Raw genomic sequence first — 23,855 nt, 5'->3', positions numbered from 1 at the left:
TCGTTGAGTGTTTGAACTCAAAGGCTTTAAACTTAGATCGGCTAAAGCGGGGTGAACGAGGAATGGTTCTTCATCGTCAACGGGTACTGTTATTAATGGATGCTCAAAGTGAAGGGGCTGAAAGAGAATAATCGATCCATTCCTCGAATTGCTGATATCCATCCCGGTTCCGTTATTCTCCAGGAGTGCTTGCAACAACTCTTTCAGGCTGTCGACCTTACTCGAAGAGTGAGACACAGTTTTGATCGATCGGGAGGTGACAGACTTAAAACAAGAACGCCCGCTGCACTGGGAGGAGGAGTGTGCAGCGGGCGGATCTGGAAAGCGCGGCGATTGGGAGGAGGAGTGCCACGCTTCGAGTTCAGCCTCTGGGAGGAGGAGTGAGGCTGGACAATATAAAAATAAGTCACTGGTACGATGATTACAATGAGCAATGTTGCACACTAGGTATGCGGTGGATGCATAGTGGCTCATTAAAATGGAAAACCGCCCGGCAGCGCCGAAGCGCGCGCAGGCGGCCTTATCCTCCCAGATAACCGTCACTAGCAGTATTGAATTAGTAAATCAACAAGTACCGCCAAGTACATAATCATACTAATTTAGTGAGATTTATCTTTGTTCTTGAAGGTATCATTGGGCGCGGTCGCCCATCTTCATGTGGCCCGTATCGCGCTTTGGGCGGGGGGCTTGGGTTGCGCGATACGGGTGCAGTCCTGCGAACAGGATGCCTACATTAAATAAGTATTATCGTCGAATTCCGAAATGACAGTTTGTTGCAGTTGAAAATGGTTAGTGCCGCAACCAAAAGCTTCCGTGTTGAGAGGACTTGCAAAACGAATGCGCATGGTCCCCCGCTGAACTCAGCGCGCAGTTAAAGTGTAACGTCAATGGTCTTAATCAATAAGCATCATCCGGCAGCTTTGTGCAGCAATGTCGCTAAGGTATCAAAGCGCAGACAATTTAGAGCAGGTTTGTATCATGACGCACTGGCGATTGGCATGCCTGTCTAAAAGTGAGTATTAGACGGTGATTTACTTCTGACGTTGATATCGAGAATGGTTGGGAGCTTCCATCGAGATCTTGCTACACGAGCGGCTAAGAAAAACAGTTGAAGATGCGAGAACAGTGAACTGTTATCACCGACCGCCGGTCAGCAAAAACGCACATCTCCCTGTGCCGATTATTTGAAGTCTATGCGAACAATAGCCTGTTTAGACAATTATAGGCCGATTTCATTGCGATGAATATTTGCACATCGAGGGTACTGATCTGAACTTAGGCCGGTAACAGGAACGGGCATCCTATATTTGCTTTCGCCCATTTATTCCAGACCATTTCAAATCGTCCATGTGGAAATTCCTGACGGTCTTTATAAAACGATGCGTCCGCATAAAGCAGTTTCGTACGCCACAGCTCCATCATAAAATTGAGGAGCATGTGCTTTCGTTTCGCTAAAAAGTCTACAACAGGAACGGTCAAATCGGATTCAGAAAATGTACCTGCTTGATCTGACAGCTCGAAAATCCTGACCCTTACCAGATGTCTCATGACCGGGTCTGGAGTGAAGCGCCACACCGCCCCTCCTGGTTCGTCGAAGAAGGGTTGAGTGTGCTGGTGATTGTCAACCACAGCTTCGCAACACTCAAGGATATTGGTGACTACGCTGGAAAATATATCAGTTACAGTCGACGTGTGAGTTTTCTCCGGCAAGCTCAGCACAATGTTTGACCAGCCATGCTTCCGAATAAGCAAGGAAATCTGAAACTCATCAAAAATCTCGTTCTGTTCAATATTCATCAATACGTTACGCGGTTAATTGCCGTTGTGTTTTGACCAAACCGCGCGTCTCCGATCTAACCGATATATGATCAGACTCGTCTGCTCTTGTCGAGTAATGCGAGCTGGACCAGCTTCGCTTTGCTGTTCTCGGATATACGGGTGATTTGTCTGCTCCATAGTGAGCGGGTTCACGGGAAAGACACCTGAGCCGTAAAGGTCTGAAAATTCATAATCCGGTATATCTGTGCCAACAATCGCGGCAGTCCGGGCAGAGATCAAATTAAAGCTCTGCAAAGTCTATATCAAAGAGTGAAAACCTCTCCATAACGCCATGGAAATTATCGGTACAGCATTTCATTTCGGTGCGCAAAATGTTGGAGGGATGGTCTTGAGATTTCCGCTAAGTTTATTTGATGCGTTAATAGTTTACGTCATTACAACTAATTGATCCCTTCCAGTTGTCGGCGAAGCTTTGCGATACCGCTGAGCGGTTATTTGCTTAAATTGACATGATCTTTCGGGGAATGATCATGCGATTAAAAATAAGATGTTATATCATTATGGCTATTGTGGTCTCAAGCGGCATAAGGGCCTCTGTTCCTCCGGCGGGAGCCGTAAGCTGCAACCTCGTTCCGCTTGAAGGCACAGGCGCTTTGAGTGACCAATCTGCTCCACCTGCCTGGCGCATCAAGCCGGAATTGCGATCGGCAAGGGATTTGCCATTGTTTGCACCTTCAGCGTCACCACAACTCTACCAGTTTGATTGCTCTGACAATCCCAAAGGTAAACCGCAGTCTGGAGTTGCGCCAAAAATTCCCATTCTGCAGTTAGATAAGAAATAGTTCCAAAAAATTTTCTATCGCTTGGCTCTCGTATTTGTCGCAGTGACAATCTCGTCGAGGGATGAGATGAGCGACTATGAGCCTTAAAGCCAGAATAGTCGGCGATAAATTTGAAGCTGCCCTTTGGGTCGCCTCAATTTCGCTCGTTATTCTGATTCAGGCCATCATAACGTCCTACGCTCAGGCCTCGATGGTTGCATGGTCCAACGGCCCGAACGCAATCATCTGCTCAATCCATGAAACCCAGGAAATGAGGGATGAGGCCCCACTTAAGGATCTGGCACGTTCCTGCTGCTCGACGCTTTGTCAGGCTGCATGTGCGATAGGCACAGGCCTTGCTGCGCAAACGCTTTCGCTTTCCTATCAAGCCATCTTCATCCCTGCGAACCATATTATACGGCTTGCTATTCTTGGCCCACCAGATCATCTGGCAAAAACGCATCTTCCCAGAGGCCCCCCTGCATTTTTATCTGATGCATGAATCAAATCCGACGTTACGCAAGCTCGCTCATTCTGACTGAGGCGATGTTGCGAGCCGTCTGGCTGTTTCACATAGGCTGGAGATGCCAATGTTTTCTACTCATCTATCCGCAAATGCTGCACCAGATGAGGTGCTGTCATGACAGATACTGTACTATCGAAGCCCAAATCTCATTCGACCGAGGCAATGCGTGCAACCGGTTCAAGCTTGAAGGCTTTCATTACACGGCTGCACTTTTATGTAGGACTGTTCGTCGGCCCATTCATTCTGATTGCCGCGTTTACAGGCACGCTTTACGTCCTCACACCGCAACTCGAAGATCTGCTTTATAGCGGCCAGTTACGCACATCTTCGATTGGGACTGTGCTGCCGTTGGAGGAACAGGTTAAGGCCGCACGTGATTTTATTGGTGACGAACCGAAGCTTTTCGCTGTTCGTCCATCCACGAGTCCGGGTTGGAACACGCGCGTCATGTTTAATGAGCCGGGCCTAGGTGAATCCGAGAGCCGAGCGATTTTCGTCGATCCGATAACGTTGGCGATCAAAGGCAATCTGATCGTCTATGGAACGAGTGGGATTTTGCCGTTACGTGCGTCAATTGATTATCTTCATCGGAGTCTCATGCTCGGTAATTTGGGGCGCTATTATAGCGAGCTGGCTGCGTCTTGGCTTTGGGTTGCAGCGCTTGGCGGTGTTCTACTGTGGTGGTGGAAGCGCGATTTGCGGCGTAATGCAAAGGCCAAAGAGAACACGCACCTCCGCACTCGCCGTCTGCATGGACAGATAGGTATCTGGATCGCAGTCGGACTGATCTTTCTTTCAGTAACAGGCATGACCTGGTCGCAGCTGGCTGGCGGACGGATCGATGATTTCCGTACCGCTGTTGGATGGATAACACCGTCTGTGTCGGTGTCCCTTGATAAGCTTGGCGTCGCTGCTGATCCAAATGCTGAACATCACGATCATACAAATCATCAAAATCAATATGCGGCACTATCTACGATTGACTATACTGGCCAGCTGGACGCCGTAAATCTTCTGGCAAGACAATCCGGCCTTGAATCGCCGATGCTGGAAATTCGGTTTCCGCGCAACGCCGAGCAGGCATGGCTGGTTCGAGAATATGATCGTTCATGGCCAACGCAGGTAGATACGATTGCAATCGATCCGCGTGATATGCAGGTCATCAGCCGAGCGGATTTTGAAACGTTTCCAATTATCGCAAAGCTTATTCGCTGGGGAATCGATCTACATATGGGCGTCCTGTTTGGCGTCGCCAATCAAGTCGCTATGGCTTTGCTGGGTTTGGGACTTATGGGAGTGATCATCTATGGTTATCGCATCTGGTGGAAGCGCAGGCCGCCTGCCGGTTCCACGCCTCGAACGCTCATCCAGAGCTGGCTCTATCTTCGTATTTCGCAGCGGGTTGTGGTTGTCCTAATTGCGACTGTTATCGGATGGACATTACCGATGATCGGTCTGAGTCTGTTGGTATTTTTGGCTATCGATTTGGTGCGGTGGAAAGTGGCTGCAATTGCCAAAGCATAAATGTTAAAGGCACCGGCTTGGCCGGTGCCTTTTATAAGATTTCAGCTGGCAGGGCGCGGTGGCAAGCCCGCGCGCGCGCGCATCTTGTCAAGCAAAGCCGCTGCAATCGGTTCGTAGTTTTCGTCGAAGTGATGACCGCCCGATAGTTTCATCAGGTCCGCACCTTTGAGCTCTGGTGCGGTGCAGGCGGTATCGTCTTCCTCTTCCCCATAAACGCAGACGATGCGATCAAGCGGAATTGTCGCGATGGCGGGGACGACGTTCTTGTCGCCATCCATTCCGAGCCAACCTTCAATTGAAACCTGGAAAGTGGTCGTGGTTTCGACGCCGAGGAGTCCGATCATTTTTGTGCGATCCTGTAATGCAGGGTCGAGATATTTCCACGCAAAGGGGAATGTATCCGCACCAAAAGAATAACCGAGCACGGCTACTGGCAGCTTGCCGGTTGGGTCGGCTTTATGGATCATAGCCGTTGTATCCCGAGCAATTTCTTCCGGTGTGCGTTCCGACCAGAAATAACGCAGAGAGTCGACGCCGATGACGTGGACGCCATGTGCCTGCAACCACTCGCCAATTGATTTGTCGAGATCGCGCCAACCACCGTCGCCGGAATAAAACACAGCAACCATATCAGCACTGCCGTTTTTTGCAGGCAGGTCGACGATGGGCAAAGCTTCGTTTTTTGCGTCCTGATCGGCCATGGCAACGACGTTATCGACCGCCATTCTCATCCGTGTCGGAAAATCTGCTCCGGATTGCAATACTGCAATCTTCTTCTGACGTGCTTGCACCGGGTTATTTACGGGAGAACCTGTTGGCCCGATAACGAGCGTAGGCGCAGGCATGTTCGCGTCATAGCCATAAGTAAAGCCTCCCTCCGGTGTCTTATTGGCTTCGGCTGCTTCAGTACAGGAGGGCAAACGCGTTTTTGCAGGCGTTGGATCGAGAGAAATTGCCCCTGCGATTGTAGCATCAGGTGAGTCAGATGCTGCAGCGTAAGCAATCGTTGCACCCTGACCGATGCCGGTCACGACGGGATGGAAATAGACATCAAGATCAAGTCCGCGCAGCGCTTCTTTCGCAATCGCTTCAAAATCGGAGTCGAGGTAGTTGCACTCGCCATCTTCTTTGTCGAGCGCGGCGCGCCAAGGGCCAAGCTCCACAGGCAATACAATTATATTACGTTCTAACATCGCATCTAAATAGCTGCGTTCTTTGTCGCCAACGCCACTTTCATCACTCAAGAGAATAGCAATCCCAACCGGATCACCTTTCGGCATATAGACCGGGATGTTGGAAAGCCGTTCGGCGCTCGCATGGATGAGAGGTTTGTCTGCATTGAAGAACTGAGCCCATTGACGGGCAATCTTGCCTGGATGAAGGGCAGCATAGCCGCCAGCGCCAACGATCAGCGCCAGCCCGAGGACAGTCAAAAGAATGCGTCGCTTCTTCATTTGCGAATGAACTCCAGAGGGTTGCCGTTGATCAGTGTAGTAGCGTCGATAAGCGTACGCGGTGTTTCAAGGCCACCGGGACAAACCATGTAGTGTGGCGTCCAGATCGGGTCGAACTTCTCTTTGAAGGCTTTGAGACCGTCAAAGTGATAGAGGTCCGCACCTCGTCGATAAATGAACGACCCGAAACGATTCCAGCGTGACGCGAGCCTGCTGCGGTTTAGTCCAGAGAGTGGCGCCGCGCCCAGATTGAACCATTTATATCCCTGATCCTTGCTATAAATAAGAAGCTTTGCAAAAAGCGCGTCCATTAAAAGCTTATGCACATTGGGCATATAGCGCATCAGGTCGACGGTGATTTCGTATTTCTCAGCGCCGCGCCAGAGATTGGCGAAGGCTACGATTTCACCATCCTTCTTCAATACGGCCACGTCAAAACGCTTGATATAATCATCATCAAAATAGCCCAGAGAGAAACCTTTTTCACTGCCCGATTTATGTTCAAGCCATGCGTCTGAGATTTCGCGCAGGCGTGGGACCAACGTAGGCACGTCCTTAACGTCGACGACTTCAAAGGTCAGTCCGTCCTTCTCAACCTTACGATCGGCATAGCGGAACGGCTGGCGACGAGGACCTTCAAGTGAAAAATTGGTCAAATCGACGCGTGCAACTTCACCAAGCTTCAGAACAACAAGCCCCATATCGAGGAACAACGGCAGGCTTTGTGGACCAACGCCGTAAAACACAGTGCGTAGAGCCATTCTGTCGGCAAGACCGTGGAAAGACCATGCAAGCTCCTTGGCCGCTTCTGCATCGCCAATAGGCTCACCCAGTGCGATCAAGCTGCCGCCAGACTGCGCGTACATGATAAATGCACTGCTGTCAGGTGAGAGCATGAATTGCTTGTCTCCGAGCATAGCAAGTGCCGCATCCGTGTGAGGACAAGCGGCTACGAGTGCGGGTACCGCGGCTGGAATTGAGTAGTCGCGTTTGCGTTTGCGCTGGCTGTGCCGGTTGATAATGGAGTGAAGTCCAACGGCCGCAACCACTGCGAACACCAAAACCGTTGCCCGAAGGAAACGGGGCGCATTGTCGTTCCAGGCAAAATCCCACCAAAGATCGCTGGAATATTCGACATGACGATAAACGAAGAAGCCTAGCCAGGTGGAAACTATAACAGTGGTTCCGACCGATGCTATCCAGCTCCAGCTAAGCTCGAATGGGCCGGATATTGGACGGCGATAGAATGAATCACGGAAGCCCCACAACGCGAAGGCAAACATGCATAGAATAGTTGCTTCTTCCCAGTCGAGACCTTTGGTGAGCGAAAATACAGCACCGAAAAGCAGGAGTGCTAGGGCTGCAATCCAGGCGCGTTCCAGCCGTTTAAACAAACCGCGTGCAACAATAAGTAATGCGACACCGACCAAGCTTGCAGCCAAATGAGATGTTTCTACAAAAAACTCAGGGACAATATCTGAGAGAATTTTGGTTCGATAATGCAGATCTGGCGTGGCTCCCGAAATGAGCAGGATAATGCCGCCCAGAAAAATGATGCTGGCGGACAGGCCCGGAATAAGCGGCTCAACGAGGCGCTTGGCAAGCTTAGCATGTTGTCCAAGTTTTTTTCTGCGACGTAAGATTTCCCAGATCAGAATTCCTACAGTAGCAACGACGAGCGGCATGACCGTGTAAATCAAACGGTATGCTAGAAGCGCAGCTATAGCCTCTGGTTTTCCGCCAATGCCCAAGCCCGCAATAATTGTTGCTTCGAACGCTCCCAGCCCGCCTGGCGCATGACTGGCAATGCCAAGCACGATAGCAATCACATAAACCAATGAGAAAAGTGCAAAACTTGGAACTGCATCTTGTGGCATCAACACGTAAAGCGTTGCGGCAGCTGCGCCGACATCAACGAGACCCGCGAAAATCTGGGTGATTGCGCCTTTCGAATTGGGCAGACGAAGGCTAAGCGCGCCGAGGCGTAGGGTGCGCTGGCCATGCGAAAGCCAATAAACCAGCCACGTGATTCCACCAAGAATCACGATGCCGGCGACAATGTCGATGCGTGCGTCGATGTTAGAAATCCATGGCACATCTTGCGGGTCGATAAGTAAAGCTGCTCCGACCATGATTATGAGAGCAAACCAGATCGCAAACCACGAGGTGCCGACGATTTTGCCAATGTCGGCGAGACTTATGCCCTCGGCCGCATAGATACGATATCGAAGTGCGCCGCCGGTCAGCAGCGAGAAACCGATTGCGTTTGAGATCGCATAGCCTGCTGCACCTGCTACAGCTGCAATTCGGCGCGGAATTTGGTTGGGTGCAATCGTGTCAACGGCAACCACATCGTAAAGTGCTACTGCGGCATAGCTAAGCATTGTAAAGAGTACGGCGAGGCCGATCGTGGACCCCGAAAAACTGTGAAACGCCTCAAGGGTATCTTTTCGAGATGTGTTCTGAAGGAGATTTTCTAGAACATATATCGCCAGCAGGGCAATCGCTATGCCGGCGACGGGAAACAGAAAGTGCTGAAATCGCTTCAGCCACCCAATTAATCTATTTGGTCTAGTGGTAACTGAAGAAGGTTCATCATCAAGTAGGCTCATCGGAGCGTCGTCCAGTTGGAACAATATAAAATCGCGCAGTGATCCCGATTTAGGGCGAACTTATGTTCGAGCGAGATGCCGCATTGAAAATATGCAAAGTAATGCCGAAGTTGGGTTATAAGGCCAGCAAAAGGCTTTCATCGCAAGCAGTTTCAGTGAAGTCGGAAAGTTCGTCATTTTTCCGTACCTTGTTCAAAAACAAATCAATAGAACGATTCATCTGGTTAAGATAAGAAAAGTTCTTTTGTGAAAATGAGGTTTTGGTGCTCAGTGTTTCTTATTTGACAGCTGCTGGTGCAGGTGCGCTGTCGTTTCTTTCGCCCTGTGTTCTGCCGCTTGTGCCGCCTTATCTGTGCTATATGGCTGGTGTAAGTGTTGAAGATTTTCGCGCCGAAAAAGAATCACGGATCGCTGCTGCCCCCTCGCATCGTCGTTCGCTCGCTTTTGCGGCTATCTGTTTTGTACTCGGCTTCACCACCGTATTCGTCGCTCTCGGCGCTGGAGCGTCGTCTATTGGCGCATTCCTGAGGATGTGGCAGCAGGAAATCGCAATGGCGGCGGGTGTCGTCATCATTCTCATGGGCCTGAATTTTCTGGGTGTCTTGCGTTTTTCTTTTCTTTCGCGCGAAGCACGATTTCAGGCGCGTAATGCTCCCGCATCGCCGTTGGGCGCTTACATCATGGGTTTGGCATTTGCCTTTGGCTGGACGCCGTGTATTGGCCCGGTTCTGGGCCCGATTCTCACGCTGGCAGGCGGTAGCAGCACTGTAGGCGAGGGTGCTGCACTACTCGCTGTATATTCGCTGGGACTTGGTATCCCATTTCTGATCGCAGCGCTTTTCTCTGGAGCGTTCATGCGGTTTTTGTCACGCTTCCGTGTGCATCTCGGAAAGGTCGAGAAGGCGATGGGCGCACTTTTGATCATGGCCGGCATTCTGTTTCTGACGGGCGGAATGCAGTCATTCTCATTCTGGCTGCTTGAAACGTTTCCTGCATTGGGCAGACTTGGATAAAGAGCCGTAAGCTTCCATATACGCTTTGATGCTATTGAGCAGAGAAGCCTTCAATCATTTTGGACGATACAATGACAGACCGTACCTGCCTTTCCATCGTGCTTGCCGCTGGCGAAGGCACACGCATGAAGTCACATTTGCCAAAAGTTCTGCATCCGATAGCAGGCCTGCCACTCGTCTCACATGTGGTCAAAGCCGTTCAGGGAACAGGTAAGAGTGACGTTGCGCTGGTCGTCGGACGCGGAGCTGAAGAAGTGCGTGGCGCTGTGGAAAAAGTAACTGATGCGGTTTCAGCTTTTGAGCAGAAAGAACGCCTTGGGACAGCACACGCAGTTCTGGCCGCACGCGAAGCAATTAAGCACGGCTATGACGATTTGCTGATCGTCTTTGGCGATACGCCGCTTATTGAAGCGCATTCATTGCAGGCAGCACGTAACAAGCTTGCAGAAGGCGCAGATGTTGTCGTTATCGGTTTTCGTCCTGCAAGCCCGCATGGCTACGGCCGTCTGCTCGAAGAAGGTGGCAAGCTCACCGCGATCATCGAGGAAAAAGAAGCGAGCGAAGCACAAAAGAAAATCGGCTTCTGCAACGGCGGACTTATGGCCGTTCGCGGTAGCCACGCGCTTGCTCTCCTCGATGCAGTTGATAATAAGAACGCCAAGGGCGAATATTATCTTACCGATATTGTCGGCCTTGCTCATGGCAAGGGCTTGAATGTTGTTGCGATTGAAGTGCCGGTCGATAATGTGATTGGCATCAATAATCGCGCTGAACTCGCTGAAGCTGAAAACATTTGGCAGAACCGCAAGCGTCAGGAAATGATGCTGGCCGGTGTGACACTTATTGCGCCTGAAACCGTCTTTTTCTCGCATGATACGCTGATTGAAGCTGACGTTGTGATTGAGCCAAACGTCTTCTTCGGGCAGGGCGTGCAAGTAGCATCGGGCGCGCTGATCCATGCTTTCTCGCACATAGAAGGTGCGAAAATTGGCGTTAGTGCCGAAATCGGACCGTTTGCGCGTTTGCGTCCGGGTGCTAATCTTGGAGAAAAATCCAAGGTCGGCAATTTCTGCGAAGTGAAGAATGCTCATGTCGGCAAAGGTGCGAAGATCAATCACCTAACGTATATCGGCGATGCAACCGTTGGCGCGTCGAGTAATATTGGAGCTGGCACGATTACCTGCAACTACGACGGCTATAACAAATACAAGACCGTAATCGGCGAAAACGCTTTCATCGGTTCCAATAGCTCGCTTGTTGCGCCACTCTCGATTGGAGATAATGCCTATATCGCATCCGGCAGCACGATCACAGATGATGTGCCCGCAGATGCTCTGGCTTTCGGTCGCGCGCGACAGGAAACCAAAGAAGGTCGGGGAAAGATCCTTCGGGAGAAGTATGCGGCCATCAAAGCGGCTAAAATCTCCTCGAAATAAACGACCAACAGATGAATAGAACGGATGTCCTTTGGGTTGCCGTTCGGCGTTAGAATCTTTAAATCGCAATTAAATGCGTGAATCTCGGATCTGGAGCACCCTATGTGTGGAATTATCGGCATTATCGGCAATGACGAAGTCGCGCCGCGTCTGGTTGATGCGCTGAAGCGGCTTGAATATCGCGGTTATGATTCAGCCGGTATTGCCACACTTTTGGATGGCAAGCTGGATCGCCGTCGCGCGGAAGGCAAACTGGTCAATCTGGAGAAGCGTCTGGCTGGCGAGCCGCTTCCAGGCGTCATTGGCATTGGCCATACGCGTTGGGCTACGCATGGCAAGCCTGTTGAGCGCAACGCGCATCCGCATATTACGTCTCGACTGGCCGTTGTTCATAACGGCATTATCGAAAATTTTGCCGAACTGCGCACGATGCTTGAAACGGAAGGCTACAAGTTCGAGACAGAAACCGATACCGAAGCTGTCGCGCATCTCGTTACGCGCGAACTGGAAAAAGGCAAGTCGCCGGTTGAAGCCGTTCGCGATTGCCTACCCAAGCTACAGGGCGCATTTGCTCTCGCTTTCCTATTTGAAGGCGATGAAGAAACCCTGATTGGTGCGCGTCAGGGACCGCCACTCGCCGTTGGATACGGCGAAGGCGAAATGTTCCTTGGTTCTGACGCTATCGCGCTGTCACCGTTCACGGACACGATTGCCTATCTCGAAGATGGCGACTGGGCTGTTCTGACCCGCAAGGGTGTGACCGTCTATGATGAGAACAATGTAGAGGTTGAACGCGCGATCCAGAAGTCACAGACCGCGAACATGCTGGTCTCTAAGGGCAATCATCGCCACTTTATGCAGAAAGAGATGTTTGAGCAGCCGGAAGTGATTTCGCACACGCTTGCCAACTATCTCGACTTCACCACCGGCAAGGTGCGTCAGGAAGCAGTCAATATTGATTTTAGCAAGATTGATCGTCTGACGATCTCTGCCTGCGGCACGGCTTTCTATGCAGCTTCGGTGGGCAAATACTGGTTCGAGCAAATCGCCCGCCTGCCGGTCGATAGCGATATTGCTTCGGAATTCCGCTACCGCGAAATGCCGCTCTCAAAAGAATCGCTCGCTATGTTCGTTTCACAGTCGGGAGAAACGGCTGATACGCTTGCATCGCTGCGCTATTGCAAGTCTCAGGGCCTGAAAATTGCTTCTGTAGTCAATGTAACGGGTTCGACCATTGCGCGTGAATCGGACGCCGTGTTCCCGACGCTTGCCGGTCCTGAAATCGGTGTTGCATCGACCAAGGCTTTCACTTGTCAGCTTTCGACCATGGCGTCACTGGTGATTGCAGCTGCGAAAGCGCGCGGTGCGATTGACGACAAGCGCGAACAGGAACTTGTGCGTCAGCTTTCGGAAGCTCCACGTTTCATCAATCAGGTTCTCAAGCTTGAAGATCAGATTGCTGCCGTCTGCCATGAACTGGCAAAGGTTAATCATGTACTTTATCTCGGCAGGGGAACATCCTTCCCGCTCGCTATGGAAGGTGCGCTGAAGCTTAAGGAAATTTCCTACATTCACGCAGAAGGCTATGCGGCTGGCGAACTCAAACACGGGCCCATCGCACTCATTGACGAGACCATGCCGGTCATTGTCATTGCACCGTCGGACCGTCTTTACGAGAAGACCGTTTCCAATATGCAAGAAGTGGCAGCACGCGGCGGTCGCATCATTCTGATCACCGACAAAAAGGGTGCTGCTGCGGCGAGCCTTGATACGATGGCGACCATTGTTCTGCCGGATGTGCCTGAGTTTATCACGCCCCTGGTCTATGCTCTGCCGATCCAGATGCTCGCTTATCACACTGCAATTTTGATGGGTACAGATGTCGATCAACCACGTAATCTCGCAAAGTCGGTGACCGTAGAATAGAATAAAAACAGCGTCTTATTGATTTATTTTGATAGATAAATAAAAGGGCCGCAACGATGCGGCCCTTTTTGTTTGCTATCCTGCTCGGAGCAGGCGGATTGCCTCATCGCGACCGAAAAGATAGAGCAGAATACGAAGTGCTTTTCCACGCTCGCTAACAAGATCGGGGTCACAGGTCAGTACATAACGGGCATCCTTGCGGGCGGTTTCAAGCAAGTCTGCGTGTGCCTCAATCGAAGCAAGCCGGAAGCCGGGCGTGCCCGATTGCCTTGTGCCAAGCAACTCGCCTTCACCACGCAGTTTCAGGTCTTCTTCGGCAATGCGAAAACCGTCTTCCGTCTCACGCATCACTTTGAGGCGCGCCTGTCCGATCTCACCAAGCGGGCCTTTATATAGCAGCATACAGGTGGATGGTTTGTCACCACGTCCAACGCGCCCACGCAGCTGGTGCAATTGGGATAGGCCGAAACGTTCAGCATGTTCGATTACAATAATCGTTGCATCCGGTACGTCGACGCCAACCTCGATGACTGTGGTGGCGACTAGCAACCGTGTCTCTCCCTGTTTGAATGCACGCATGGCTTCGTCTTTTTCAGCACCACTCATGCGGCCATGAATGAGACCAATCTTCCCGCCAAAAACAGACTTGAGCGATTCAAAGCGTTCTTCGGCGGAAGTTAGATCAACCACTTCAGATTCCTCCACGAGCGGGCAAATCCAGTAGATTTTTTGTCCTTCGTGAACGGCTTTTCGAATGCGCTCCACAAGCTCGCCCATACGCTCCATTGGCAGAATTGCCGTGGTGATCGGACGGCGTCCAGCGGGTTTTTCAGTGAGCTTTGATACATCCATATCGCCAAATGCGGTCAGTACCAGTGTGCGTGGAATAGGCGTTGCCGTCATCACAAGCATATCCGGGGCGGTGCCCTTCGCCGTCAGCATCAGGCGCTGATGCACGCCGAACCGATGCTGTTCGTCGATGATCACGAAGACGAGATCGTGATACTCGACCTTCTCCTGAAATAGCGCATGGGTACCTATGACTATATCGACTTCCCCGTTTTTCAGGCCCTCAAGCACGACATTACGTTCTTTGCCTTTTTCACGACCCGTAAGAAGGGCGGCTCTCAGCCCGACTTTTTCCGCCAAAGGTGCAATGGTCGCAAAATGCTGTCGTGCCAGTACTTCTGTAGGCGCCATCAGGGCAGACTGACCACCAGATTCCGCAGCATGTGCCATCGATAAAAGGCCAACAACCGTCTTACCTGAGCCGACATCGCCTTGTAGCAGGCGAAGCATACGCTCAGGCGATTTAAGATCGGTGATGATTTCGCGAACCGCCTGATCCTGGCTCCCTGTCAGTTTATAGGGGAGATGGCGCATGATTTCAGCAAGGATGCGGCCATTGCCTTCCAGCGGACGCCCTGAAAGGCGGCGTGTTTTGGCACGCACGAGAGCCAGCGCCAACTGTCCCGCCAGAAACTCGTCATAAGCCAGTCTGCGCCGGGTGATGCTTTCAAGCGCAATATCGCTGGGGTCTTCCGGCAGATGCATCGTGTTGAGTGCGTCTTTGAAAGCGGTGAAACGCTCACGCGCAATCAGCGGCCCGTCAATCCACTCGGGCAGCACCGGCACGCGTGTCAGAGCTTCTTTCATGGCGCGGCCAAGCGTTTTGGAAGAAAGCCCAGCCGTCAGCGGATAGACGGGTTCGACCATGGGCAGATTGGCTGCATCTTCAAGGCTTGCGATATAATCCGGATGTACCATCGAGGCACGCCCGTTGAACCATTCGACCTTGCCAGAAACGATTACAGTTTCGCCTTCGGGCAGCATCTTTTCAAGCCAAGGCAATTGCGCATGAAAGAATGTGAGGATGATTTCGCCAGTATCATCATGCGCAATCACGCGATGTGGGACATTGCCGCGTCCACGCGGTGCTGGCTGATGCTGATCGACCATCACCTCAAGCGTGACAATCGCGCCTTCTTGCGCAAAGGCTACCCCAGGGCGATTGCGCCGGTCGATCACACTGTGAGGCGGCAGCAAGAGAAGCTGGCCAACTTTTGGCTCAGCTCCTGGCACGTCTGTGCCTAAAAGTTTGCCAAGCAAAGCTGCCACTTTTGGGCCAATGCCGGAAAGTGAGCGGACGGAAGCGAAAAACGGATCGAGCACAGACGGACGCATGGCGGGGAGCATTAACTGCTTTGCTTTTCTGTGCAAGCCTTTGAAATGGTTTTGTACTATTTTTGTTCTTATTGAGGAAACAGGTTCCCTCATCGCCAACAGATGCTATATACCGGCAACATATTTATTAATGGAGCGCTTAAACAATGACTGGCAGCACACTTGCGGCAGGGAATCTTGATGTAAGGCGTCGCAAGCTTCTGTTCCGCGCCTGGCATCGCGGTATGCGCGAGATGGATCTGATCCTTGGTCAATATGCCGATCAATATCTTCCAGACTTCACCGATGCACAGTTGGATGAGTTTGAGCAAATTCTTGAGGTGCTCGACCGAGATCTTTTGAAGTGGGTGACAGGCGAAAGCGAAACACCACAGGAATACGATACACCTTTATTCCGAGACATTATCGCTTTCCGCGACCGCATAGAATTCTGAGAATAAATCCCCATGCCCGTATTCAGCAAATTTGGTCTTAAAACCGGCCCAAGCGTTAAAAATGGCAAGCATATCGTTATCGACGGCGTAGCCGATGGTTTCGAGGCTTTTTGTCTTGCGCGTCTGGTCGAAGAGATCGGAGAACGCGGGCCTGTCTTGTATATTGTGCGCGATGGACAGCGCATTGCTGATCTGGAACAGGTGCTGAACTTTGTTTCGCCCGATCTTCCTGTACTGCATCTGCCAGCATGGGACTGTCTGCCATATGATCGTGTGTCGCCGGGGGCTGATGCATCGGCGCGCAGGCTTGCGGCACTCGCTGCCTTGGCATCACTCAAGAAAACGCCGCATCCAGCTGTCATTATCACCACTGCCAACGCCATTCTGCAAAAGCTGCCACCGCAGGCCGCAATCGCCGAGCAGGTGATTTCCGCACGCCCCGGTAATCAGCTCAATATGAATGATCTGAGTGCGCGGCTTGAGCGTAACGGCTTTGAGCGTGTCTCGACTGTGCGTGACATTGGCGAATATGCTGTGCGCGGTGGCATTCTTGATCTGTATGCGCCGGGTTCAGAAGAACCTCTACGTCTTGATTTCTTTGGCGACACACTTGAAACAATACGCGCGTTTGATCCGGCATCGCAGCGCACCACAGGCGCGCGCAAGGAATTCGTGCTTCAGCCTATGAGCGAAATTTCGCTCTCGCCGGATATGATCAGCCGTTTCCGCAAGAATTACGTGGCGATGTTTGGCGCACCACAGCGCGATGATGCGCTTTATCAGGCGATCAGCGAAGGGCGTCGCTTTGCCGGTATGGAACACTGGCTGCCGCTGTTCTATGACAATCTCGAAACCGTATTTGACCATACGGGCGACATGCCGGTGGTGTTCGATCATCTGGTGCATGAAGCGCTGACCGAGCGTCATACGATGGTCGTCGATCATTTTGAGTCGCGTTTGCGACAGTCAGAAGGCAAAGAACCTGGCACCGATGCCGTGCCGTATAAGCCGGTTAAGCCGGAAGCGCTTTATCTGACGCCACGCGAAGTTGAAGCAATTGCAGAAACGAATGGTCTGCGCATTGATCTGACACCGTTCGGCACACCAGAAGTCTCAGGCCGCACGGTTGTTCATGCTGATGTTCATAAAGGTCGCAGTTTTGCGGAAGAGCGCGCTGCGACCGATGTGAACCTGTTTGAAGCGGCGGTGAAATATATCGCCGATCTGCGCGTGGCTGGCAAAAAAGTGCTGGTGGCGGCATGGTCGGAAGGTTCGCTCGACCGCCTCCTGCAGGTGCTGGATGAGCATGGCCTTGAAAAAATCGAAACCGTAGATCGTCTATCAACCGTGAAGGCGCTATCGCGTGACAAGATCACGGCTGCGGTTCTCGCGGTCGAAAGCGGCTTTGACGCAGGTGATCTGGTTGTCGTGGCTGAGCAGGATATTCTAGGCGACCGCCTTATCCGACGTTCCAAGCGCCGGAAGCGCGATCAGGATTTCATTTCGGAAGCCGCTTCGCTTTCGGCTGGCGATATCGTGGTCCACGTCGATCACGGTATTGGTCGCTTCATAGGTCTCAAGACAATCACGGCAGCGGGTGCACCGCATGATTGTCTTGAGATTCACTATGCGGGCGATGATCGGCTGTTCCTGCCAGTTGAAAATATCGAGCTGCTCTCTCGTTTTGGGTCGGAAGGTTCGGAAGCCATTCTTGATAAGCTTGGCGGCGGCGCCTGGCAGATGCGCAAGGCCAAGCTCAAAAAACGCCTGCTTGAGATTGCCGGTCATCTGATCCAGATTGCAGCCGAGCGACAAATGCGTGGCGCACCAGTAATGCAGCCGCCTGAAGGCCTTTACGCGGAATTCGCAGCGCGTTTCCCTTACGATGAAACCGAAGATCAGCTGCGCGCCATTGATGCCATCACGGACGATCTGGGTGCAGGCAAGCCGATGGATCGCCTCATCTGCGGCGACGTTGGCTTCGGCAAAACAGAAGTTGCATTGCGCGCTGCTTTTGTTGCGGCGTTGAGTGGCTTTCAGGTAGCTGTCGTCGTACCGACCACGCTTCTATCACGTCAGCATTTCAAGACTTTTTCGACGCGCTTCCATGGTTTGCCGGTCAATGTCGCTCACGCGTCGCGTCTCGTCGGCACCAAAGAGCTGGCCGCCACCAAGAAGGGCCTTGAAGACGGCACTGTCGATATTGTCGTTGGCACCCATGCGCTCTTGGGTAACTCCATCAAGATCAGAAATCTCGGCCTACTCATCATTGATGAAGAGCAGCATTTTGGCGTGAAGCACAAAGAGCGGCTCAAGGAACTGAAGTCGGATATTCACGTCCTAACCCTTTCCGCAACGCCAATCCCGCGCACATTGCAGCTGGCATTGACGGGCGTGCGTGAGCTTTCGCTTATTACGACGCCGCCAGTCGATCGAATGGCTGTGCGCACCTTCGTATCGCCGTTTGATCCGCTGGTGATCCGTGAAACATTGCTGCGCGAACGCTATCGTGGTGGCCAGAGTTTCTATGTTTGCCCGCGCATTGCCGATCTCACAGAAATCGAGGAATTCCTGAAGGATCATGTGCCGGAACTGAAAGTGGCCGTGGCACATGGCCAGATGGCACCGGGTTTGCTCGACGACATTATGAATGCTTTTTATGACGGGCAGTATGATGTGCTGCTGTCGACGACCATCGTGGAATCGGGCCTCGATATTCCGACGGCCAATACGATGATCGTGCATCGTGCCGATATGTTCGGTCTGGCACAGCTTTATCAGTTGCGTGGGCGTGTTGGCCGCTCCAAGCAGCGTGCTTTCGCGCTATTCACACTGCCTGCCGGTCGCACACTGACGCAGACAGCCGAACGCCGCCTCAAGGTCCTACAATCGCTTGACACACTTGGTGCGGGCTTCCAGCTTGCAAGTCATGACATGGATATTCGCGGGGCAGGCAATCTGCTTGGTGAAGAACAATCCGGTCATATCAAGGAAGTGGGCTTCGAGCTTTATCAGCAGATGTTGGAAGAAGCAGTTGCAACCCTCAAGGGCACCATTGAGGTCGAAGATAGTCAGTGGTCGCCGCAGATTGCAATCGGTACGGCTGTGATGATTCCAGAAGCCTATGTGCCGGATCTGCAATTGCGCCTTGGGCTGTATCGTCGTCTTGCAGACCTTGAAGAACCGCAGGAAATCGATGCATTCGGCGCAGAGCTGATCGATCGTTTCGGACCAATGCCGGAAGAAGTGCAGCATCTGCTCAAGATTGTTTACATTAAGGCCCTCTGCCGCCGTGCCAATGTCGAAAAGCTCGATGCTGGTCCGAAGGGCGTGGTTATCCAGTTCCGCAATGCAACTTTCAACAATCCGGTAGGGCTGGTGAAGATGATCGGTGAGCAGGGTTCCATGGCCAAGATCAGACCAGACCAGAGCATCGTTTTCATTCGCGACTGGGCAACGCCCGAAAAGCGTCTTAATGGCTCGGCTGTCATTATGACTCAACTGGCCAAGATTTCTACTGGAAGCTAAACAGTAATCCATTAAACACTGAGGGTTCCGAGCCATCCCCAGGCTCTGAAGTTTAAAACGGAGAGAACTTTGATGCTAAAGAATGCTTTGCACGTTTCCTGCGCTGCGGCTGCGCTCCTATTCATTTGTCAATCGGCGTTTGCTCTGACCACACCCAATTGCAAGGTTGAGGAGATTGAGCACTTCGTTAAGAGGTTCAGCCACGAAATTGCGATTCAGGAAGCTTCTACGGCACAGACAGTCATCTTTGAGAGCTTGGATATGGAAGCTGACCCGGAGCCAAAGAAGGTCAGCAAGGAAGTTCCGCTTGCTGATGTTGAATGGCCGGTGATGCCGGACGTGGCAACTTTGGCTGGAAGAAAAACACAGGCTGAGTATAAAGACGGTGAAAACGGCAATAAGGTTGTCGTGATCAAAGGCACCGACAATGGCGAATATATGGAGTTTGAATTTGCCAAGCAGCCGTGCTGGACTCTGGTTCGAGTATCCGACGAAAGCATGTAAACATTTACTTGATATTTAAAGAAAAAGCCCACGCATTCGAGTGAACGAGCGGGCTTTTTTCGTTTCTTATTCGAATATCAGCGGTCTTCGGAAATGCCTGGCTCAAAGCCTTCCGCTGTTTGCTGAATAGCGTCAGCTAGAGCGGAGGCTGATTGCGCACCCATGACGGCATATTTCTGGTCGATGATGAAACACGGAACGCCGCGCACGCCGATGCGGTTTGCAGTGTCGATTTCTTCGCGGATTGTCTCTTTATCGGCCTCGCTTTGCAGAAGGCGGGCAACGATAGGCGCTTCCATACCTACGCTTGCTGCCGCATCAACCAGCACTTCATGATCACCAATATCCTGTCCCTGCTCGAAATAGAGCGAAAACAGTCTGCCAACCAACTTGTCCTGAAGGCCGGGGCCGGCCTGTGCAGCCCAATGGATCAGACGGTGCGCATCGAGTGTATTGGGCGCGCGCGTAATGGCTTCAAAATCGAAAACGATATCGTTTTCTTCGCCAAGCTCTGTTAGTTGCTTGTGAATATCGTCAATTTTCGAGCCCGTACCGAATTTTTCGCGCATATAGGTCTGACGATCCTTGCCTTGAGCAGGTAGAGAAGGATCGAGCTGATAAGGACGCCAGCGAACTTCCGCGTCGACCTCCGGCGTTAATTCGAGTGCCTGTTCAAGCCGTTTGCGGCCGACAAAGCACCATGGACAAACGACATCAGACACAACGTCGATGGTAATTTTTCTTTTGGTCATAAGGTGCTCCGTCCGTTCGCCAAGCAGGAGACCTATCCTCCCACTTGCTTATCTTTATAGATCAAAAATGTTGGGTGAATTACGACGTGACCAACTCAGTCTACTTGCTCGCCTGCCACCAGGATGGCAACTGATAGCCGTAAAGCGATGTTTTCTCGGGATGTCCGATCCGATCCCATCGTGCTACCCACTGATACGGCAGGTAATAGAGCGGGATGTAATAATCACCGGAGATGAGAATGCGGTCGAGAGCACGCACTGCACTCACAAAATCATCGCGCTCCCGCGCTGCAAGCATAGCTTCGATCATCGCATCGACTGCTGGATCGGCAACACCGGGATAGTTGAAGCTGCCTTGTGCATCGCGAGATGCAGAACCCCAACGCATCCATTGCTCATTGCCTGGTGATAACGAGCCAGTGAGGGCTCCGAGGATCATGTCGTAGTCGAAAGTCTGCAAACGTTGCTGATACTGTGCGTCATCAGCGGTGCGAATTTCGGCATCGATTCCCAGGCGGGCGAGGTTGCGCTTATAGGCGAGCGCTACCTTTTCCTCGTCGGCCGAACGCGTCATGATTTCAAACTGGAATTGCTTGCCAGATGGATCAATCGCCTTGCCATGCTCAAACGAGAAGCCGGCATCCGTGAGCAATTCATAAGCTTCCTTGGCCGGGCCGCGATCATGGCCGGTGCCATCGGTGGTCGATGGATGCCATGTACCTTCCAGCACATCCTTGCGAACAGCATGAGGGAAAGCTGCGAGAAGCTCCCGCTCGCGCGCATCGGCAGCTTTGCCTACCGACGACAGGTCCGAGCCTTCCCAGAAGCTCTGGAGACGTTTATATTGACCCGCAAAAAGATTGCGATTGGCCCATTCGAAATCGAACAGAAGCCCGAGTGCTTGTCTGACACGACGATCTTCGAATACCGGACGGCGTGTGTTGAAGACGAAGCCAAGCATATTTGCTGGCGTTCCTTTCTCGAAGTTTTCTTTAACGACTTTGCCCTCCTTGACCGCAGGGAAGTCGTATGACTTTTCCCAGCGCGTCGGGTTGGCATCGATGAATACGTCGAGAATGCCTTTCTTGAAGGATTCAAACAGCGATGTCTCGTTGCGATAATACTCAATCGAGATCGTGTCGAAGTTATTCAGCCCGTGCTGAACTGGCAGGCCGTTGCCCCAATAGTCCGGATTGCGCTTATAAGTGATGCGCTGACCGGGCTGCACGCCAGAGATGGTGTAAGGGCCGCTACCCACTGGAGGCTTGAGTGTCGAGTTTCCAAATGTCGCCGGATCAATAGCGTGCTTGGGCAGCACCGGCATCGTTCCAGCAATCAGCATCGGAAACTCGCGATCCGATTTGTCATTGAAAACAAAGCGCACGGAGCGCTCGCCGGTCTTTTCGATTTTCTCGATCCGGCTCATGCGGTTATTGTACGGCGGACGGCCTTTTTCGGTAAGGATGTCATAGGTGAATAAGATGTCGTCAACTGTGACCGGCTTACCGTCCGACCATTTTGCTTTTGGATTAAGCGTGAATTCGACCCATTTTCGTTCTGGGTCGATTGCTACCTTCTCAGCAAGCAAGCCGTAAAGCGTGAAAGGTTCATCGCGCGAACGCTGCATCAGCGTTTCATAGACCAAGTTCCCAAAATCGGCGTCGCTAAAAAGCGCCCGCGCGGTTGTACGCATACTTTTAAGAACGAAGGGATTGAGGCTGTCGAATGTGCCGACGACGCCCATACGCAGCGTGCCGCCTTTTGGGGCGTTGGGATTGGAATAAGGAAAACTGTTGAAATCAGCATGCAGTGCCACGTCACCATGCATCGAAAGTGCATAATCTGGTGCGGCACGATTTTCGGCACTCGCTGGAGCGATGCTGGCACAAATGCCGATAAGGCTGGCTAAAGCTGTGCTGCGGAAAATAGCAAACAATCCAGTCAACTTTCTCGGTTCCCGTTCAACTTAATAGGTTCGTTGTAAATAAGTGTGAAATCTTAGTATCGATTCGTGTGGCGAAATTAGCATGAACCTTGAGTTTTTGCGGATTAACAGCGTGTCTGACGCGCGACAGTGTAGATTAAAACAGAAAATATGTCGTATTTTGCTGGTTGAATGGCTTCGACCATCTGGATTCATATCAGAAGTCGTTGTAACACGACGCCCGGAATGGGATGTTAATTCCCGAAGGTCACGCTGTTGCCGCATTTTCTAATCAGTGACGGTCTATCGCTGACTCAACCAGAGACGGAAGATCATAGCGTTGAAAGGAACCTGTTGATCATGACCAGCACGAAGACAATCGCTGCCGCATCCGCATTTGCTGGCGCGTTCGCCCTGCTTGCCTCCGCGACGATGCCTGCAGCTGCACAGCAGCCGCCTCAGGGTTGGTTCAAGGTTTGCTCGAAGCAGGAAGACAATGACATCTGCAATACGCAGAACATTATCACTGCAGACTCCGGCCAGTTGCTGACCGCTGTTAACCTCATCGAGATCAAGGGCAAGATCAATCGTAAGATCTTTCAGGTTACCGTGCCAATCGGCCGCCTGATCCCTGCTGGCGTTGGTCTTCAGATCGACAACAACAAGCCGACCAAGCTCGAATACGGCATTTGCTTTCCGGATCGCTGCATCGCGGAAGCTCCGCTTTCTGAGGACCTGATCAATGCTCTCAAAAAGGGCAGCAAGGTAACGCTTACCTCGGTCAACTATCAGAACAAGCAGAACCCTATTCCAGTTGCTCTGACCGGCTTCTCGGCAGCCCTTACCGGCCCGGGGCTTAAGCAGTCTGAACTCGAAGAACGCCAGAAGGAACTTCAGGACGCTGTAGCAAAGCGCCAGAAGGAATTCGAAGAAAAGATGAAGGCTGAACAGGCCAAGGCAAAGGGCGCGGCTAACTAAGCTGCTCTGCTGCTATGAATCGAGAAGGGCGCTTTTTAGCGCCCTTTTTGTTTGTCCATTTAATTAAGTAATCCGTGTAAATGCCAGATTTTGCTTAATTGGCGTGCAGTTTTACACGATACGACCCGTTATCAAGCCTGTCGAACATTTCACTGATCTGCGGATGACGCAGCGGCTCATCGCTGAGGTCCGGCACGAGGTTCTGCTCGGAGACATAGGCCACATATTCGGACTCGGAGTTTTCTGCCAGCAAATGATAAAACGGTTGATCGCGGCGCGGCCGAGCCTCTTCAGGGATAGAATCATACCATTCCTCAGTGTTCGCAAATTCCGGATCAACGTCAAAAATGATCCCGCGGAAAGGAAACAGCCGATGCTTGACCACCTGTCCGATCTGAAACTTAGCGTGCTTTATCTGTGCCATACCCATACGACATATGTAGTTCACCGCGCGCTGAAT

General features: G+C 51.9%; 16 protein-coding genes. 9 read left to right on the top strand and 7 right to left on the bottom strand.

What is annotated here, in order from left to right; all coding sequences use genetic code 11:
• Positions 1-1,275: 1,275 nt before the first annotated feature.
• Entirely contained in the window at positions 1,276-1,797 is a 522-nt protein-coding gene (locus tag QSJ70_RS11835) for a hypothetical protein (protein ID WP_215778613.1), read from the bottom strand.
• Between the two features lie 900 nt (positions 1,798-2,697).
• Here QSJ70_RS11835 and QSJ70_RS11830 point away from each other — a divergent pair.
• Positions 2,698-3,102 (top strand): hypothetical protein, encoded by a 405-nt coding sequence (locus QSJ70_RS11830; RefSeq protein ID WP_285536601.1) that lies wholly within the window; start codon positions 2,698-2,700, stop codon positions 3,100-3,102.
• A 138-nt stretch (positions 3,103-3,240) separates the two neighbouring features.
• Entirely contained in the window at positions 3,241-4,650 is a 1,410-nt protein-coding gene (locus QSJ70_RS11825) for a PepSY-associated TM helix domain-containing protein (RefSeq protein WP_285536599.1), read from the top strand.
• Between the two features lie 41 nt (positions 4,651-4,691).
• Here QSJ70_RS11825 and QSJ70_RS11820 read toward each other — a convergent pair whose 3' ends face one another.
• Together QSJ70_RS11820 and mprF are read right to left on the bottom strand one after the other, a co-directional pair.
• Positions 4,692-6,104 carry a virulence factor family protein gene (locus QSJ70_RS11820; RefSeq protein ID WP_285536596.1) on the bottom strand — a complete coding sequence of 471 codons (1,413 nt, stop codon included), beginning with the start codon at positions 6,102-6,104 and terminating at the stop codon, positions 4,692-4,694.
• Complete coding sequence (mprF, locus tag QSJ70_RS11815; RefSeq protein WP_285536594.1) at positions 6,101-8,716, bottom strand: bifunctional lysylphosphatidylglycerol flippase/synthetase MprF; 2,616 nt, start codon at positions 8,714-8,716, stop codon at positions 6,101-6,103. The genes QSJ70_RS11820 and mprF overlap by 4 nt, the downstream gene beginning before the upstream one ends.
• 263 nt (positions 8,717-8,979) lie before the next feature.
• On the opposite strand from mprF, the gene QSJ70_RS11810 reads away from it, so the two are divergent.
• From QSJ70_RS11810 to glmS, 3 genes are all read left to right on the top strand, one after another.
• A complete protein-coding gene (locus QSJ70_RS11810) occupies positions 8,980-9,729 on the top strand; it encodes a cytochrome c biogenesis CcdA family protein (RefSeq protein ID WP_285536593.1) in 750 nt (249 codons plus the stop codon).
• Positions 9,730-9,800: 71 nt separating this feature from the next.
• Positions 9,801-11,165 (top strand): bifunctional UDP-N-acetylglucosamine diphosphorylase/glucosamine-1-phosphate N-acetyltransferase GlmU, encoded by a 1,365-nt coding sequence (glmU, locus tag QSJ70_RS11805; RefSeq protein WP_215778624.1) that lies wholly within the window; start codon positions 9,801-9,803, stop codon positions 11,163-11,165.
• Positions 11,166-11,267: 102 nt separating this feature from the next.
• Positions 11,268-13,091, top strand: coding sequence for a glutamine--fructose-6-phosphate transaminase (isomerizing) (glmS, locus tag QSJ70_RS11800; protein WP_215778626.1), 1,824 nt, complete (start codon positions 11,268-11,270; stop codon positions 13,089-13,091).
• Between the two features lie 75 nt (positions 13,092-13,166).
• Here the strand turns inward: glmS and recG are convergent, their stop codons facing one another.
• Complete coding sequence (gene recG / locus QSJ70_RS11795; protein ID WP_285536590.1) at positions 13,167-15,287, bottom strand: ATP-dependent DNA helicase RecG; 2,121 nt, start codon at positions 15,285-15,287, stop codon at positions 13,167-13,169.
• Positions 15,288-15,421: 134 nt separating this feature from the next.
• Here recG and QSJ70_RS11790 point away from each other — a divergent pair, with 134 nt between their 5' ends.
• From QSJ70_RS11790 to QSJ70_RS11780, 3 genes are all read left to right on the top strand, one after another.
• The gene (locus QSJ70_RS11790; protein WP_064321612.1) at positions 15,422-15,709 is read left to right on the top strand and encodes an FAD assembly factor SdhE; all 288 of its coding nucleotides are present in this window, start codon (positions 15,422-15,424) and stop codon (positions 15,707-15,709) included.
• A gap of 12 nt (positions 15,710-15,721) precedes the next feature.
• Positions 15,722-19,237 carry a transcription-repair coupling factor gene (gene mfd, locus QSJ70_RS11785; RefSeq protein WP_285536586.1) on the top strand — a complete coding sequence of 1,172 codons (3,516 nt, stop codon included), beginning with the start codon at positions 15,722-15,724 and terminating at the stop codon, positions 19,235-19,237.
• 72 nt (positions 19,238-19,309) lie between these two features.
• Positions 19,310-19,741, top strand: a complete 432-nt coding sequence (locus QSJ70_RS11780) for a hypothetical protein (RefSeq protein WP_215778632.1) — start codon at positions 19,310-19,312, stop codon at positions 19,739-19,741.
• A 77-nt stretch (positions 19,742-19,818) separates the two neighbouring features.
• Here QSJ70_RS11780 and QSJ70_RS11775 read toward each other — a convergent pair whose 3' ends face one another.
• Both QSJ70_RS11775 and QSJ70_RS11770 read right to left on the bottom strand, forming a co-directional pair.
• A complete protein-coding gene (locus QSJ70_RS11775) occupies positions 19,819-20,493 on the bottom strand; it encodes a DsbA family oxidoreductase (protein ID WP_215778634.1) in 675 nt (224 codons plus the stop codon).
• A 100-nt stretch (positions 20,494-20,593) separates the two neighbouring features.
• Positions 20,594-22,429, bottom strand: coding sequence for an extracellular solute-binding protein (locus QSJ70_RS11770; RefSeq protein ID WP_502871681.1), 1,836 nt, complete (start codon positions 22,427-22,429; stop codon positions 20,594-20,596).
• A 348-nt stretch (positions 22,430-22,777) separates the two neighbouring features.
• Here QSJ70_RS11770 and QSJ70_RS11765 point away from each other — a divergent pair, with 348 nt between their 5' ends.
• Positions 22,778-23,395, top strand: a complete 618-nt coding sequence (locus QSJ70_RS11765; RefSeq protein WP_215778635.1) for an invasion associated locus B family protein — start codon at positions 22,778-22,780, stop codon at positions 23,393-23,395.
• Positions 23,396-23,489: 94 nt separating this feature from the next.
• On the opposite strand, the gene hspQ is transcribed toward QSJ70_RS11765, so the two are convergent.
• Positions 23,490-23,825: a heat shock protein HspQ gene (gene hspQ / locus QSJ70_RS11760; RefSeq protein WP_215778637.1), complete on the bottom strand. Its 336-nt coding sequence runs from the start codon at positions 23,823-23,825 to the stop codon at positions 23,490-23,492.
• Positions 23,826-23,855: the final 30 nt, after the last annotated feature.

The sequence above is a fragment of the Brucella sp. NBRC 12950 genome (assembly GCF_030268145.1).
Lineage (GTDB): Bacteria > Pseudomonadota > Alphaproteobacteria > Rhizobiales > Rhizobiaceae > Brucella.
This window is presented reverse-complemented; position numbering and strand designations above follow the sequence as displayed.